The sequence below is a fragment of the Pontibacter locisalis genome (assembly GCF_042684605.1).
Taxonomy (GTDB): domain Bacteria; phylum Bacteroidota; class Bacteroidia; order Cytophagales; family Hymenobacteraceae; genus Pontibacter; species Pontibacter locisalis.
In genome coordinates this window covers 474,944-491,105 of the sequence record NZ_JBHULU010000021.1, presented here as the reverse complement: position 1 = coordinate 491,105, position 16,162 = coordinate 474,944, and the positions used below count along the sequence as shown (strand labels likewise).

Here is a 16,162-nt window from a genome sequence, read left to right as displayed (position 1 = left end):
ACTTTGCCAATAGAATTGAGATGGATCCTTCCTCAGTATTTGGCGGGTTTTTCATTAATAATCAACACGTTAAGTCATGTTAAAGAATAATCTAAAAATCGTTATCCGGATACTCTGGAAAAACAAACTTTTTTCATTAGTCAATATACTGAGTTTGTCTTTGAGTATGGCAGTTGGTGTTATTCTTTTTACATACATAAAAGCCACTTACGATGCAGACCATTTTCATCCAAATCTAAATCAAATAGTGCGGATACTCACGCAGGAAACAAATGAGGTGGAACAAACCAAATGGGCTACAGCTCCATTGCCGTTGGCGCCTCAAATGGAGAGCGTCTCTTATATTGAAAAAACGGTAAAAGTACGCCTGGCGGGAAAACACAACTTGCAAACCGATAAAGGTGATATACCAATTGATATAAAATTTTCAGAGCCTTCCTTTTTTGATGTTTTTGGCTTCAAACTGTTGTCAGGTAATGCACAAAGCCTTACAAATAATCCCACTTCCCTTTTTTTAACCGAAAGAACAGCAGAAAAGATATTTGGCAACGCCAATGCTTTAGGGCAAACGGTTCAATTTGAAAACTTAGGTTCTTATACCGTTGAGGGAATTATCCAGGACCCGCCTTTAGAAACACACCTACCCATTGAAGCAATGCTTTCTATCAATGCTGCTGGATTGCTTGAAAAAAAAGGAGTAATCAGTAATATTTCACAAAACTGGGGAGACTTCAAGAGCTCAGCAATTTATGCCCGTTTAAAATCAGAAGATGATTTAAAGCAGCTCAATACCACGCTCCAAAACTATACCCGGAGATTGGATAAGAGCAATCTTCAATTTTTGGCACAACCCATAGAGGCTATTACCCCTCAAAACGATGACATTAAAAATGACCCCAATGCGGTCGGCAGTTGGGAGGGCATAAAAATACAGCTAATGTTAATTCTATCCTTAACCCTCTTATCAGCTTTCAACTACATCAGTTTGACATTGGCGCGTGCCTTCTCCCGAGCGAAAGAAGTAGGTATTCGCAAAACAATAGGCGCAACAAGACGGCAAATTATAAGTCTGTTTTTAATGGAATCAACCCTTGTTTCCCTGCTTGCTTTGTTGTTTACAATGCCATGTGTTGAAATTTTAATGCACTATGTACCTGACCCTGACATGGAAGTGGCGTTTTCTTATGATACAACCTTAATTTTAGGCTTATTGACCTACGCAGTTATCACAGGCTTAGTAGCTGGAGCACTTCCATCATGGTTATTGTCAGCATTTAAGCCTATACAGGTTTTGCGTAAAATGAAGAATATTAAGCTGTTCCAGAGTGTTGCCATTTACAAAGCTTTGATTGTCGTACAATTTTCCGTGACCATTATGCTGATGATAGTGGTTGTCATATTAGCCGATTATGAATTGAAAAGTCGTGCAATCATTAGCTCAACCGTGTCACCCCATGTGCTGACACTTGATTTAAAAGGTGAAAACTATGAAAACCTGCAAAACGAAATAAGTCAGTTAAGCCAGGTAGAAACGACTTTGGCAACTAACTGGTATCATGAGCTAATTCAAATTGGCAAATCTTCTGTAACATTTAACGATAAAACTCTCGAAATAAATTACGTAAGTATTGACCCAAAAACAATTGAAACAGAAGGTATCACCCTAAAATCCGGGCAAAATTTCCCTGAAAATATGCCTAAAAGTACTGAGCAATATGTGTTGGTGAATGAAGCTGCCGCAGAAATAATAGCTTCTGAATCGGAGACTTTAGTGGGGCAAACCCTATTACTAGATTCTGCCTATGTACAAGTCATTGGCATCATGCCCAATGAAGTTATTGGCGCACAACGGCCTCTGATTTATCGGTATCTGCCAAATGAAATAGCCACCTTAATCATAAAAACAAATCCAAACGCAGAATTGGAAGCAACCAAAGCCGTTCAAACCTTGTGGAAAAACCATTTTCCTGAAAAAACATCAAATCTTTATAATTTAAAAGAACACCGTTATTCAGGACCAAGCAGTGGAGATAGAATAGGTTTGTTTGGAGGCGCTGCTCTGATTGTCATGATAATCGCTGGTTTGGGCATTTTGGGCATAGCCAGTTACTCTGTAGAAATACGCACTAAAGAACTGGGTATAAGAAAAGTATTAGGAGCAAGCAACAAAGAATTGGTGTGGGCAGTTACCCGTAATTTTGGCATTCTTATGCTAATTGCCGGACTTATTGGCGCTCCACTGGGCTTTTTTTGCGGTGATTTAATCAGACAAGATTTAGGCAGCAGACTTGTTGATTTGAGTTTTATAAATATAAGCATAGGCTTTGGTTTGGTTGCCATATTCGGGCTATTGACAGTTCTATCCCAAACCATTCGAGCGGTGCATATTGAACCTGTAAAAGTTTTAAAAGCAGAGTAAAATAGTATATATTAGTTGGCAGGTTATGACGATGGCGAGCCAATTAATGCTATTCCGCGACACTATGACCACAATGTAAAGACCGACTATATTTGCGAGAAGAGGAGCACATGTTGCTAACAAAATGATAATAAAAGCAAAAATGAAGAAAACTTTTATTCCGCTCATTACCTTATTACCAGTCGGCATACTTGCTTATATGTATAACCTGATCAGTTTACTTTTGCTTGTAGCGATTGCTCTAAGCTTGGCAGTATTACTAGTGGCAGGTGTGGTAAAAGCTTTTCACTCTAACCTTAGTGCAAGGTGGTGGAGAGTGCCTTGCATGATAACAGCAGTATGTGTCGCAGGAGTTATAATCGGACTGTTTCGTCCCCTGGAGCCTGCCGTGGTACACTCCGGTGATGCTAGTGACAAGCTAGCTCACGCTTACAAAACCGACCAGGCAGACCGAATGACCATCAAAGCATACCTCAGCATGCTAAACGACAGCATGGCGAAGCGAGACAGCATCAGGCTCGAGCAAGTCACCCTGCTCTACAAGGAGAGTCAGATTAGCAAGCCAATAGATAAATTTCATGCCGCTTTTATTTTCCACCACAGCAAGAAGAGCACACTCTTTGAAACAGCTCAGAAACTCGCTGGTGAAGCGGCTTCTGTAAGCGAGCTGAAGGATAACTACGTAGTGCAATGGCTAGCCAAAGCTACTTATGACAGATGGATGGTTTCTTTGGGTAAAGCACAGAAATACGGGACTCAAGACAAATTTAGCGTGAGTGTAGAGTAGATACATTAGAAAGCAGTAGTTTTCTCTTTATGAATACTTCTGCCCAATACTAAGAAACTCATTGCCTGACCACACTTAAACTTTAACTGCGCCATAGTTTAACCCAGTCCGTTGCCTCTACTTTAGATTCTACGCAGAATGATAAGACCATATACCAGTAAGGATGATGATGAGCTTATAGCTTTATTAAGACTTAATACTCCACAGTATTTTGATGCCGCAGAAGAATCCGATTTCATTGATTACCTGCAACATCATGTAGAAGATTATTTTGTGGTTGAGGAAAATGACAGAGTGGTTGGATCAGGAGGAATCAATTATTTTCCTGAAAACAGATCCGCCCGAATATCATGGGATATCATTCACCCGGACCTCCAGGGAAGAGGCATTGGCAGAAAGCTGACGCTGCATAGGATTGCCCTACTTAAAAACAATCCTTCAATTGATTGGGCAATAGTCAGAACAACCCAACTTGTCTATAACTTCTATGAGAAGATGGGGTTTGAGCTGGAAAAAACAGAAAAGGACTTCTGGGCCAAAGGCTTTGACCTTTACCAAATGAGAATGAAGGTCGGGTAAATTACTCTAACTGTGATTCAGCCTCAGTACATATCCTACTTCCTTCAGGATTCTTTACGAATCCCTTTTATCCATTTATCTACTACCTCTACCAGCTCCTGGTTAAAATTTTCCCGAATAAAAGCACCAAACTGTTGACTCTGTTGAAGCTTTAGTAAGTCCTGGATTGTACCAACTTTGATAAAGCCATGATCTGTACCCGGAAGAAAATGATAAGTAGCCGACCCAGGATGCATCTGGTTTATTGAATTTACCAGCAGTTTTGTGTTAGCAGGGCTTATCGCAGCGATGTCCGCCTCTCCGTAAATAGCCAGCACATTTGTATCCGCCTCACGCCATGCCTTATGAAAAGGGGCCTCCTGTATGCCCTGCATAAAGGAGTAGTGCCTGTCAAACACATGCCCTTTCCCGTCGTAGTTGAAGCTTTGCTCCAGAGCTGCTTTATACTCCGGTTTTTGCACAAGCTCCTCCGGCGATTTCTTCTGAATCATAAATTCATATGTCAGTGGCCCCATAACCCGCATATCCTCATCTATCTGAACCGGATCACCGCCTACCACCGTTCGTTGCTCCCTGAAAACATCCAGCATATACTCATACCATGGTTTACCTGCTACGCCGTAAGCAATGATTCCCTTCACTTTATTATCCATGGCAATTATAGGTGCGGTATTCGCTCCTAAAGAATGTCCAAAAAGGAAAACATTTTCTGCATCTACAAAATCATATCCTTTTAGTTTTATAAGCCCTGCAGAGAAAGCTGCCAGTTCTTCTGGATAACCGATCTCCGTACAGGGAGCACTACCCTGGCTATCACCTGAACCTGGTTTATCCATTTTAAAAACGGCATACCCTTTCTGCACCAGGCCATCCATTAATTTCTGCTGGGGATCATAGGGCGGCAGGTTATCTATAGAGTTACAACCATAACCCTGGATAAAGAAAACTGCAGGAAACCTGCCTTTACCCTTTGGCTTTTTTACAATGGCTCTTGCATACCCTTGATCAAATCTAACTTCATCATAAATTACATCAGCCGCAGGGTCTGTTTCCTTTGGCATAGGTTTTACCTTATCTTTTAAAGACAACCTTTTTCCGCCCCGGTTTACGATTACCGCTACAGGCTCGCCGGTTGTAAAAGTCTTCGCTGTGGCTACCACATCTGCCGATGATCTGATATCCGTATTGTTTATTCTGAGTATTACATCGTTTGGCTGCAATTTAAGTCCGGCGGCAGTGCTGTTAGGTATAACGGCTACCACTCTCCCGCCCTCTGTCGATTTCAAGCTGTAAGCTGCGGCCAGGGAATCAGTAACAGGGGCAATCTGTACTCCTAAAAACGGCCTACGCTTCAGGTGCTGGGCATTTGCCTCTTCTAAGGTGCCAGCAGTCAGAAAAGCTGCAACAGTAAGTGCAAATAACAATTTCATAGTTCAAGAGTTTAAAGATCAATAGGTTAATCACCTTGATAAAGTTAAAAAATTTATGTTTATTAGGCTTTACTAGTTATAAGAAAAAAATAATTTAAAAAAAGTTAATATTCAGGAGCAAAAAGGCCTTGCTTTTGCGTTACAAGAATAGAGCCTTCAGGCTTTACACAATCTTGTAAAGTATACCCTGTCCCGAAGCGCCAGAAACCTCAAACCGAGATCCTATGACGCAATACTTACGAATATCGCAGCTACTGAACTTCCTGGTCAGGTTCATCCAGATCATCATTGTTTTCCCGATGGCTGTGCTGCTCAGCTTCTATATCGAACCCTTCGCCTCCCTCGACTATGAGTTACACTTCCTGGTGTGCCTGATGTTTGCCGCTGCGGTTTCAGTTATTGTCACTAAAATCAGCAGAAAACTTATCGTAGTCATGTTTATTGGTATTTTGGGAGTCTTTGCCTTTAACCGCACTTTCAAGGACCAGACGCTGGATGGTATATATGCGGACTATAACGCGATGCTGGTGAACATGACGAGTAACCCACATAAGGTGTCTTACTTTAAACCTGTAAGGGGTACTTATTTTCAGGATCAGCGTGTAAGAAGTGCCATGCAATCCACTCACCCTAAAGTGCGTGCCTTTGCCGTTGAGAATTCTACGCGGTATTTCCATGATGAGTATTACCGTAAATTCGGAAAAGCGACCCGTTACTTCTCGCTGTTCAAGCACATCCGCCTGAATTGGAAATATGTAAACGATCCTTTGGGTATGGATTATTACTCTCCTCCCACAGAAAGCATGGGCTTGCTGGCAGGCGACTGTGATGACTACGCGATCCTGATGGCTTCTTCAGTAATGGCAATTGGTGGCGAGGCACGCGTTGTTATCTCTCCAAATCATATGTATACTGAGGTTAAAGTGGGTACAGTAGACGATATTGAAAAGATAAGCTATGCCCTTCGCACTTTGTTCCCAGATGAGATAAGCGGGGGAAAGATTCACTTCCACGAAACTGGTGGCGACCTATGGATCAACTTTGACTATACAGCACAATACCCTGGAGGACCATTTCTGGAGCCAGAGCTTTATAGTGTTATCACTTTTAATAAGTAATTTCGATCATATGCTTGTGCTACCTGTATGGCTTTAAGCAAAACTCTATAATAATTTATTAGCCCTTATTTTGTAAACTTGCGCCTGCTAATGCAGGCGTTTTTAATTTTCACAACAGGCTAAAACCTGCTTTACAAAGCCATGAGAGATTGGGTTATACGGTACAGCTTCTTTTTTGCGGGGCTGCTTTTGTTTGGTTTAGGAAATGCTTTGGCGGTAAAAGTAAAGTATCTCGGCCTGCACCCCTGGGAAGTCCTGAACGTAGCCTTCTGGCAGAAATTCGGCTTTACCATAGGTACCTGGAGTGTTCTTACAGGGTTGGTCCTTGTGGGAATATCCTGGTTCATGAACAAGAAATATATCAACATTGGCACCTTTCTGAACGCGCTGCTGATCGGTCCTTTTATGGACTTGTTTCTGTGGCTGGATATTTTACCGGAAGCCACACACACCTGGGTTGATTACGCTTACCTGCTTACTGCAATCGTAATAGGCGGAACGGCAGGAGGATTATATGTTGCAGGCGGTATAGGGGCAGGTCCACGAGACGGCTTCATGCTTTCCATCTCTGACAGGACGGGCCTTTCTATCAGCAAAGCCAGAATTATTGTGGAATCGGTGGCACTGATTATTGGTTGGTTAATGGGAGGGCCTGTGGCTATTGTTACGTTCTTTTACACTCTGCTCTTCAGCCCGATATTTCAGTTTACCCTCAAGTTTTTTGTAAAACTGCGGGACAGGATTACCACAACGGAACCCCCCAGGCAGGTAAAGGCCTAACCCTTACGTTTACATAATCCTTTTAAACTTATTACCTTTATTCAAATTATAAGCTGACAGCAGCAGTGATACCAAATGCAGCTGCATTAAAAACTATACAAACTATGAGCACAGAAGTAAGAAACCTGGAGCCAAAAGCTCTTTGGAACAACTTTGCAGATCTTAACGCTGTACCAAGGCCATCTAAAAAAGAAGAGCGCGTAATCAGGTTCATCAAAGAATTTGGCCAGAACCTTGGTCTTGAAACATATGAAGATGAGACTGGAAACGTGATCATCAAGAAGCCTGCCACCAAAGGTATGGAGAACCGCCAGATAGTGGCTATACAAAGTCACCTGGACATGGTGCACCAGAAAAATGCCGACACTGAATTTGACTTCGACACGCAGGGAATAGAGATGTATGTGGACGGTGACTGGGTGAAAGCAAACGGTACGACGCTGGGCGCTGATAATGGTATGGGCGTAGCCTCTATCATGACCCTGCTTGCCTCAAAAGATATAGCCCACCCCCCTATCGAAGCCCTGTTTACTATTGACGAAGAAACAGGCATGACAGGTGCCATGGGTTTAAAAGGCGGACTGCTGGATGCCAGCATTATGCTTAACCTGGACACCGAGGACGACCATGAGCTGACCATTGGCTGTGCTGGTGGTGTGGACATTACAGCCACAGGCAAGTATGAGCAGGAAAGTACACCGTCGGAAGGGATGAAAGGGTTTAAGCTTACCATCAAGGGTTTGACCGGTGGCCACTCAGGTATGGACATTTACCTTGGGCGCGGGAATGCCAACAAACTGATGAACCGTGTGCTGCTGCAGGTTGTGGAACAGTTTGGCGCCTCCATAGCTCTGATTGACGGAGGCGGCCTTCGCAATGCTATCCCCCGTGAATCTTTTGCCATAGTCGCCGTGCCTGTAGCTGAGGAAAAGAATTTTAAAGCATTTGTAGAAGAGCAAAAGTCAGTTCTGAAAAGCGAGCACGCTACCACAGATCCTAACCTGCAGGTTGTTCTGGAAGAAACTTCTACGCCATCCCAGGTAGTCTCTAAGGATTTTATAGCTCAGTTGCTACGGGCTATCTATGCGTGCCCTAACGGAATTTACCGCATGAGCCCTGATATTCAGCACCTGGTGCAAACTTCTAACAACCTCGCCCGCGTGCTGGTGAAAGAGGGTGAATTTACCCTGCTTTGCTTAACCCGCAGCTCTGTTGATTCAGAAAAGATGGACCTGGCCCGCGCTATTAAATCAGCATTTGAATTAGCAGGCGCCTCTGTAGAGCTTAATGGCTCTTACCCTGGCTGGATGCCTAAGCCGGATGCAACGATCGTTAAATTAATGAGCGACATTTACCGCTCAAAATTCAACGAGGAGCCAGATGTAAATGCCTGCCATGCCGGATTGGAATGCGGCATACTTGGTGCCAATTATCCTGAAATGGAAATGATCTCCTTTGGCCCGAATATCCGTGGAGCACACTCACCTGATGAGAAGGTGCAGATCAGTTCTGTGCAGAAGTATTGGGACTTTTTGCTCGAGACGTTGCAGCGAGTGCCGGAGAAGGTGTAACCGTTCTACTTAATAAAACAGCAGCGGCCGCTTAGACTTTATGCTAAGCGGCCGCTGCTGTTCTTTTAGAGTCATACTTAATAATTATACATCTTCTCGTAATATTCGTGCGCCATTCTGTCAGCATCGAACGCAGGAATCACATCACGCATACTTTGCTTCATGATCTCCATCCACCTGTCCCGGTTCTTATAATAAGTTGGGACGATCTCCTGCTCCAGAATACGCATCATGTTTTCATAGTCAGCATCATCCTGAATATGGTCAGGAAGTGTAACATCTGCGATCGGTATAATAAAGCTATTTTCACCGTGTCGTGCAAACTCAGGTATCCATCCATCCTGAATAGAGAAGTTCACTGAGCCATTCATAGCAGCCGTCATACCACTTGTACCAGACGCTTCGCGGGGTCTGCGAGGGGTGTTCAGCCAGATATCGGAACCTTGCTTCAAATCACGCGATAACTCCAGCTCATAGCCGGTCAGCACCGCAACATTATCCCGCTTATAAGCCACTTTCACCAGCTTGTTGAATATCTGTACTGCGCCATGGTCGAATGGGTATGGTTTACCTGCCCAGATAACCTGCACCGGGAATTCAGGATTATGGATCAACCTGAAAAACCGGTCTATATCACGGAGTAAAAGATCAGCGCGCTTATAGGCAGCAAATCGGCGGGCCCAAACAATGGTGAGAACGTCTGGCCTGAAAAGTTTTCCTGCCTGGTTTGCCACCAGTTTGAAAAGCTGCTTTTTCATTTCAGCCTTACGACGCTTCAGCTCTGCATTATCATCTTTCTCCAATGCCTTCTGCATCGTTTCATCCATCCAGTAAGGCACGTTCTGGGCATTAGTGATAGATTTGATTTCGCATACACCTTCATTGTCGTACCACATCTCACGGGCAACCTCCCCGTGTAGTTTAGATACACCGTTAGATACCTTAGACAATCTCAATGCGGCTAGTGTATGGTTAAACATCAGGGCATGCATGCCTGTGATGTTCCGAACCTCCTCTAAGGGAATCTCATTGAAGAAGCCCATTCTTTCAAGCAAGTGAATATCGTGCTCCTCATTACCGGCTTTCTCAGGTGTGTGCGTTGTAAAGACCATTCGCTGGCGAACCTGATCAACATTTCTGTATTTATGGTACAAATAGAAAGCCAGAGGAAGGGCATGTCCCTCATTCATATGGTGTATGTCAGCCCCACCCAGCGCTTCCACTACTTTGGCACCACCTATGCCCAGCACTATACTTTGTGCAATGCGGGCCATCGGCTCCGGATCATAAAGCCTTTGTGTTATGGTTTGAGCCAGGTGATCGTTTTCAGGAACTTCTGTTGTCAGGAAGTACATCGGCACCGTACCAAATATCTCCGGCTTCAGCACCATCGCCTTTACAACAACAGGATGATTGTTTATATCCACCCGTACTGTAATGCCACTGTACTCTAAATAAGTATAATACTTCTCCTGGAAGAGCACCCGCATCGTCTGGTCTTCGTTTCGCTCCTGATCATAGTAGCCAAACTTCCACAACATACCGATGCCTATCATGTCCTGGTGCAGATCAAATGCACTTCGCATGTGCGAGCCAGCCAGAAACCCGAGTCCGCCAGAGTAGGTTTTCAAAGCCTGATGAATGGCAAACTCCATACTGAAGTAAGCTACTTTCTTCGTATACCTTTTATCTATATCATGAGGGTGTGACCACCTGTTGTACTGTGTCATAGTCAAATTAATTATTCTCCCAAATTGCAGCTTTTATTCGACATTCCTAGAGATAAAACGTCAAAAATAAAGCTGTAAAGGTAGCAAGTTCAGGTCCTTATTATAATAACCTGATTCTATAAACTAATTATAACAGCTACGCCAAAGAAGCCAAAACTGATACAGAAACTGCCTTAATTGAAAGTGAGAGTCACAAACGCCTGAAGATAAGAACTTAAAGCATATGGATGATACTACGACTGTTTATAAGCTCTGGTAAACCCATAGCTATCATTCTGTAAAAAGTAACAAGCACCCATAGAAACTAAATGAAAAAAACCTGGCTAGTGCCAGGTTTTAATACCTTAAAAAGCTTACGTAAAGAATTCAAACCATCTTATGTAAGCTCGTGAAGTAATTTCTTTGTTTTCACACTCAGCGAAAACCAATCATAGTTGTTTCTAAGCATCTGCAGGTTACTTCCTTCTACTATGCCTTGCATTCCTCTTTCGCTCAACGCTTTAGCCAGCACATCATCTTCAATAACAAAAGAATCGACTACCATTCCTTCTTTTACGAATGAGCATTTAAGGCCCAGGTCTTCATTTTTGTAAACTAACAGGTTGCTTTTTGTTAAGCCTTCTTTTAATCTATCCAATTCTTCCATCAGTACTATTAATTTTCATATATCACGTCAGAATCAACTTAAAAGTTCATATCGTTAAATTTTTATCAAAAAATAATCTCTTTGAATTGGTGAATGGCTAATATTCATGGGTGAATCAATCTTTGACTTAGATTTCAATTGGCTTCTACAGTTTCTACAAAGAGATATAGAGCTGACGGTATTCAGCAGCAAGTGCTTCAGGAGGGTAATGTGCGTTTAATCCACTTGGGTTTGGAAGCACCCACAGGCGGGTATCACCAATATATTCCGCCTGCAGACCGGTTTTAGCATCTCTTCGGTTAAATGCTGCTCTGTAAGCTGTTACTCCTAACATGGCAAGCACCTTTGGTTTAAAGGTCAGGACCTTTTCAACCAGTTTCTTGCCTCCCTCTACCAGTTCTCTTGTACTTACCTCAGCTGCCGCTGTGGTGGCTCTCTCAACAAAATTAGTGATACCACAGCCATAGGTCAGCAGCTCTTCTTGTTCATGGGGTTTTAATAGCCGGGGTGTGAATCCTGAGGAATATAAGGTAGGCCAGAACCTGTTCCCTGGCCGGGCAAAATTGTATCCGGTTGCAGCGGTATAAAGACTCGGGTTTATACCACAGAATAACACCTGGAGATCTTTGGCGATTAAATCATCCACTTTTTTACCTGCAGCTGCTGCTATTTCTTCCTTAGTTGGTTTGTAGATTTTGCTCGTCACCTTATGCTTTGATCTTATCCGTAGCACCTTTACGGCATACGTAAAAAAAGTTAGTTAAAACAGTGCAAAAATTCTGTTAACCTTCTGCCCTCCCTATCGTAAAACCAACTTCGGTAATTTAACCATCACTGTATACCGCTCACGCTTGGCAAATATTCTTAGCTATTTCTCTATAGATAGAAGTTATCCGACACCAGGTGGTTTTCTTCCCTTGAAACCATGCACTGGAATCGCTTACAATATGTGTTGAACCTTTTGAAAACGTCAAAGCAATCCTAAAGTGTATCAGGCAGACATCTACGCAACCCGAACTTTTCTGAAAGAATTACTGGAACGCAGCTCCTCTCAAAAGGCCATGGAATGGCTTAACCAGAAGATGGATCTGGCTGCAGCCGGAAAGGACAAAGACTTTTACCTTGCTTTCAGCTCAGCTCCCCGCTTTGTGGGAAAAGAAAAACTACAGTACACCGCAGCAGATGCTCATAAAGCACGGTTGCTGAGGAAAGGATTTGACCCGAGCCGCTGGTTAACCGCCCAAACTGCACGCACACTCCTTTTACTTTCGCTGCCTTACACGGATGCCGGCGCCTTCCAAAGCAAAGTGGAAACCCTTTACAGTACCGCCGACATGGGCGAGCTGGTGGCGCTGTATGCGGCCCTGCCACTGTTGCCCCACCCGGAGCTGTTCCGGAAAAGAGCGGCAGAGGGCTTCCGCACCAACATGGGTGATGTGTTCGAGGCCATTGCCCTCGACAACCCCTACCCTGCCGACTACATGGAGGAGGATGCCTGGAACAACATGGTGCTCAAGACGCTCTTTGTCGGCAAACCCATTTACCGCATCTATGGCATTGAGCAGCGCAGCAACGCAAAGCTTGCCCGCATCCTTTCAGACTACGCGCATGAGCGTTGGTCTGCAGGGCGCCCCGTTTCACCAGAGCTCTGGAGGCCAGTCAGCCCCTTCATTGATGATGTTATCTTAAAGGATATTCAAAAGCTCTTCTCCCAGCCAAACGAACTGGAGCAGGAGGCTGCAGCCCTTGTATGTGCCCAAAGCAACTCTGCCCCGGCAAAGGAACTGCTCAACGCACACCCGCAACTGAAGTCGCGGGTGGAAAACGGCGAGATCACCTGGAGCCTGATCGGTGACAAGACCCTTTCTATGAACAAATAAAATTAAAAGCTAAATAATCTAACCATCCTTTTATTCTGAGCTTATGAATACGCACAACCTGATGCTGATCGACCCGCACATTCACATGACCTCCCGCACCACAGATGACTATGAGCGCATGCGCAAAGCAGGCATCGTGGCCATAATCGAGCCTGCATTCTGGCTTGGGCAGCCCCGCACCGAGGTAGGTTCTTTTAAAGATTACTTCAGCAGTTTGGTGGGCTGGGAGCGTTTCAGGGCCAGCCAGTTCGGCATTAAGCATTACTGCACCATCGGCCTTAACTCAAAGGAAGCCAACAACGAGCCGCTTGCCGAGCAGGTGATGGAACTGCTCCCGCTATTCGTGTGCAAAGAGGGTGTGGTGGGCGTAGGCGAGATCGGCTACGACGACCAGACGCCTGTAGAAGACAAATATTTCAGGGCACAGCTCGAGCTGGCAAAGGAGGTAAACCTGCCCGTGCAGGTGCACACACCGCACCGCGACAAAAAGGCAGGAACCATCAAAAGCATGGAGGTCTGCCTGGAGCACGGCATCTCACCAGACATGGTTATCATTGACCACAACAACGAGGAGACAGTCAAGGACGTTTTGGACAGGGGCTTCTGGGCCGCCTTTACTATATACCCGAATTCCAAGATGGGCAATGAGCGCATGGTGGAGATCATGAAGAAGTATGGTTCGGAGCGCATCATTGTCAACAGCTCCGCCGACTGGGGCGTGTCTGACCCACTGTCCGTTCCCAAGACTGCTTCCCTGATGCTCGAAAGGGGAATCGACATAGAGGATGTGCGCAAGACCTGTTACCAGAATGCGCTGGACTCGTTTGGCAAGAGCGGCCAGATGCACGAGTCTGATTGGCTAACTCCCTCTTCTGTGGACCAGCGCGAGAAATTCTCCGACAACTCCGTATTGCGCGGTGGCCAGACGCCTGTGGTTGGTGAGGTCGCCCCTGACGGAGCACTGGACTCTAATATCGTCCGCTAGCATGACGACAATCGGAGCATACCTTCGACTGATGCGCCCTGCAAACATCGTTACTGCCATAGCTGATATCATGCTTGGTTTCGCAGCTTCCGGAGCACTGATGTCTGTATCCTTGTGGGAGAATGGCTTTGAGATGGCTCACCTACAAACCCTGGGTTGGCTGGTGCTGGCAACAATTGGTCTGTATGGCGGTGGCGTTGTTTTCAACGATGTTTTTGACGCTGACCTGGACCGGGTAGAGCGCCCTGAGCGCCCGATACCAAGTGGTAAAGCAACCGTTACAGGAGCCGCTTTGCTTGGAGGGCTTCTGTTGGCGGGAGGTATACTCGCAGCCTGGCAGGTTTCCCTTATCAGTGCTGCTATTGCCCTGGTGGTAGCCTTGCTTGCCCTTCTGTACGACTGGAAAGGGAAGCACCATCCGGTATTTGGTCCTGTAAATATGGGAGCCTGCCGGGGTGGTAACCTGTTATTAGGAGTAAGCGCAATTCCTGCTGCTTTGGCAAGCCTCTGGTTTATCGCCCTTATTCCTGTTATCTACATTGCAGCTATCACCATGGTTAGTCGTGGAGAAGTGCATGGGGGGAATACAGCTGCCCTGAAAGGAGCTGTTCTGATGTACCTTATTGTATTTGCCGGCATCATCAGTCTGGCACTACTCCCACAGTTCAGACTACTATATAGTATTCCGTTTCTGGTGCTCTTTGCTTACATCATTTTCCCGCCGCTGTTTCGTGCTATGCCAGCCCGTGAACCAAAAAGGATCATCAAAGCGGTTAAGGCTGGTATACTGGCTCTGATTGTGATGAACGCAAGCATCGCTGCCGGTTTTGCCGGGTGGCAGTATGGCTTAGTTGTACTGCTTCTTTTACCAATATCTATTTACATCGCCCGAAATTTTGCAGTAACATGAAATACGCTTTCCGTGTATCGTGCTTTATCTTCCGTAGGATTACAGCATACTTACACTCTTAACATACTAAATCCGTATTCACTCTTATAAACATACCTCTTCCCCATGATGAAGACGATACAACAGAACTTTGCAGTGCAGTTCAGGTATGGGGTTCACTTTACCGAAGATCTCTTTTCAAAGGATAACGAGCTGTTTCTGGATGTACTGCCACAAAACGCTGCAGCTCATCAACGGAAAGTCCTTTTTGTGGTGGACAAAGGAGTGGCAGACGCTAACCCCACACTTTTAGAACAGATCACGGCTTATACAGCAGCACATGCCGGAGTGCTTAAGCAGTTGGCATCACCCGTTGTTATAGCAGGTGGCGAGGAGGCCAAAAACGATCCGGACCTGCTGCAGCAGCTCTTAGCCGCTGTAAATGATTATGGCGTGTGCCGGCATTCTTACCTGGTGGCCATTGGCGGCGGGGCCGTACTTGATCTGGTAGGTTTTGCAGCAGCCATCGCACACCGGGGAATACGCCACATCCGCATCCCTACTACGGTTCTCTCTCAGAATGATTCCGGCGTAGGCGTGAAGAACGGGGTAAACTCCTTTGGGAAGAAGAACTTCATCGGCACCTTTGCTCCTCCCGTTGCTGTTATCAACGACAGCAATTTTCTGCAAACCCTGGAGGACCGGGACTGGCGTGCCGGCATATCGGAGGCTGTCAAGGTAGCTCTTATCAAGGATGCCAAGTTTTATAAAAAGATAAAAGAAGACGCGCAAAAGCTGGTGAACCGTGATATGGAAGCTATGCAGCAGCTTATTTATCGCTGCGCTGAACTGCACGTGGAGCACATTGGGGGAGCAGACCCATTTGAATTCGGTTCTTCCCGACCATTGGACTTCGGGCACTGGGCTGCGCACAAGCTGGAGCAGATGACTGATTACAGGCTTCGCCATGGCGAGGCTGTAGCTGTTGGAATAGCTCTTGACGTGGTCTATTCACGACTGAAGGGAATGATTACCGAAAAGGACTGCAACAATGTTCTTGACTTGCTGCAGACCTTGGGCTTCGATCTGTTTGTACCGGAACTGACTCATAAAGAGCAGTCTGGCCAGCTTACTATCGTCAGAGGGCTAAACGAATTCCGGGAGCACCTGGGGGGGAAACTCACTATAATGTTATTGACAGGAATTGGCGCCGGGGTGGAAGTTAATCATATGGAGGAGGCACTTATTTCAGAGGCTGTAAAAACACTTAAGCAAAAACACCAACCCCAAAAGCTTTCACAAGTATAATCACTGGTAGAGCCGCTGAATTACACCGGTTGATTTTTAA

General features: G+C 45.2%; 14 protein-coding genes. 10 read left to right on the top strand and 4 right to left on the bottom strand.

Translation table 11 applies throughout. The features are described 5' to 3' along the window. Window positions 1-76: 76 nt before the first annotated feature. The 3 genes from ACFSRY_RS16075 to ACFSRY_RS16065 all read left to right on the top strand — a co-directional run bounded on the left by ACFSRY_RS16075 (window position 77) and on the right by ACFSRY_RS16065 (window position 3,785). Window positions 77-2,419 (top strand): ABC transporter permease, encoded by a 2,343-nt coding sequence (locus ACFSRY_RS16075; RefSeq protein ID WP_377510025.1) that lies wholly within the window; start codon window positions 77-79, stop codon window positions 2,417-2,419. A gap of 142 nt (window positions 2,420-2,561) precedes the next feature. Next, window positions 2,562-3,206, top strand: coding sequence for a hypothetical protein (locus tag ACFSRY_RS16070; protein ID WP_377510022.1), 645 nt, complete (start codon window positions 2,562-2,564; stop codon window positions 3,204-3,206). Window positions 3,207-3,344: 138 nt separating this feature from the next. Next, window positions 3,345-3,785: a GNAT family N-acetyltransferase gene (locus ACFSRY_RS16065; protein ID WP_377510019.1), complete on the top strand. Its 441-nt coding sequence runs from the start codon at window positions 3,345-3,347 to the stop codon at window positions 3,783-3,785. A gap of 44 nt (window positions 3,786-3,829) precedes the next feature. Here the strand turns inward: ACFSRY_RS16065 and ACFSRY_RS16060 are convergent, their stop codons facing one another. Next, entirely contained in the window at window positions 3,830-5,215 is a 1,386-nt protein-coding gene (locus ACFSRY_RS16060) for an alpha/beta hydrolase family protein (protein ID WP_377510015.1), read from the bottom strand. Window positions 5,216-5,439: 224 nt separating this feature from the next. Here ACFSRY_RS16060 and ACFSRY_RS16055 point away from each other — a divergent pair, with 224 nt between their 5' ends. The 3 genes from ACFSRY_RS16055 to ACFSRY_RS16045 all read left to right on the top strand — a co-directional run bounded on the left by ACFSRY_RS16055 (window position 5,440) and on the right by ACFSRY_RS16045 (window position 8,684). Next, window positions 5,440-6,333 (top strand): transglutaminase, encoded by an 894-nt coding sequence (locus ACFSRY_RS16055; protein ID WP_377510012.1) that lies wholly within the window; start codon window positions 5,440-5,442, stop codon window positions 6,331-6,333. Window positions 6,334-6,474: 141 nt separating this feature from the next. After that, window positions 6,475-7,113 (top strand): YczE/YyaS/YitT family protein, encoded by a 639-nt coding sequence (locus tag ACFSRY_RS16050; protein ID WP_377510009.1) that lies wholly within the window; start codon window positions 6,475-6,477, stop codon window positions 7,111-7,113. Window positions 7,114-7,217: 104 nt separating this feature from the next. Continuing rightward, complete coding sequence (locus ACFSRY_RS16045) at window positions 7,218-8,684, top strand: aminoacyl-histidine dipeptidase (RefSeq protein ID WP_377510006.1); 1,467 nt, start codon at window positions 7,218-7,220, stop codon at window positions 8,682-8,684. Window positions 8,685-8,761: 77 nt separating this feature from the next. On the opposite strand, the gene glgP is transcribed toward ACFSRY_RS16045, so the two are convergent. The 3 genes from glgP to mug form a co-directional block, all read right to left on the bottom strand. Then, window positions 8,762-10,414, bottom strand: coding sequence for an alpha-glucan family phosphorylase (gene glgP, locus ACFSRY_RS16040; protein WP_377510003.1), 1,653 nt, complete (start codon window positions 10,412-10,414; stop codon window positions 8,762-8,764). Between the two features lie 376 nt (window positions 10,415-10,790). Beyond that, the gene (locus ACFSRY_RS16035; protein ID WP_377510000.1) at window positions 10,791-11,060 is read right to left on the bottom strand and encodes a hypothetical protein; all 270 of its coding nucleotides are present in this window, start codon (window positions 11,058-11,060) and stop codon (window positions 10,791-10,793) included. A gap of 154 nt (window positions 11,061-11,214) precedes the next feature. Next, the gene (gene mug, locus ACFSRY_RS16030; RefSeq protein WP_377509997.1) at window positions 11,215-11,766 is read right to left on the bottom strand and encodes a G/U mismatch-specific DNA glycosylase; all 552 of its coding nucleotides are present in this window, start codon (window positions 11,764-11,766) and stop codon (window positions 11,215-11,217) included. Between the two features lie 280 nt (window positions 11,767-12,046). Here mug and ACFSRY_RS16025 point away from each other — a divergent pair, with 280 nt between their 5' ends. From ACFSRY_RS16025 to ACFSRY_RS16010, 4 genes are all read left to right on the top strand, one after another. Then, window positions 12,047-12,940: an EboA domain-containing protein gene (locus ACFSRY_RS16025; protein ID WP_377509994.1), complete on the top strand. Its 894-nt coding sequence runs from the start codon at window positions 12,047-12,049 to the stop codon at window positions 12,938-12,940. Window positions 12,941-12,983: 43 nt separating this feature from the next. Beyond that, window positions 12,984-13,925, top strand: coding sequence for a TatD family hydrolase (locus ACFSRY_RS16020; RefSeq protein ID WP_377509991.1), 942 nt, complete (start codon window positions 12,984-12,986; stop codon window positions 13,923-13,925). Window position 13,926: 1 nt separating this feature from the next. Next, window positions 13,927-14,835, top strand: coding sequence for a UbiA-like protein EboC (gene eboC, locus ACFSRY_RS16015; RefSeq protein WP_377509988.1), 909 nt, complete (start codon window positions 13,927-13,929; stop codon window positions 14,833-14,835). Window positions 14,836-14,943: 108 nt separating this feature from the next. Then, window positions 14,944-16,122 carry a 3-dehydroquinate synthase gene (locus ACFSRY_RS16010; RefSeq protein WP_377511220.1) on the top strand — a complete coding sequence of 393 codons (1,179 nt, stop codon included), beginning with the start codon at window positions 14,944-14,946 and terminating at the stop codon, window positions 16,120-16,122. Window positions 16,123-16,162: the final 40 nt, after the last annotated feature.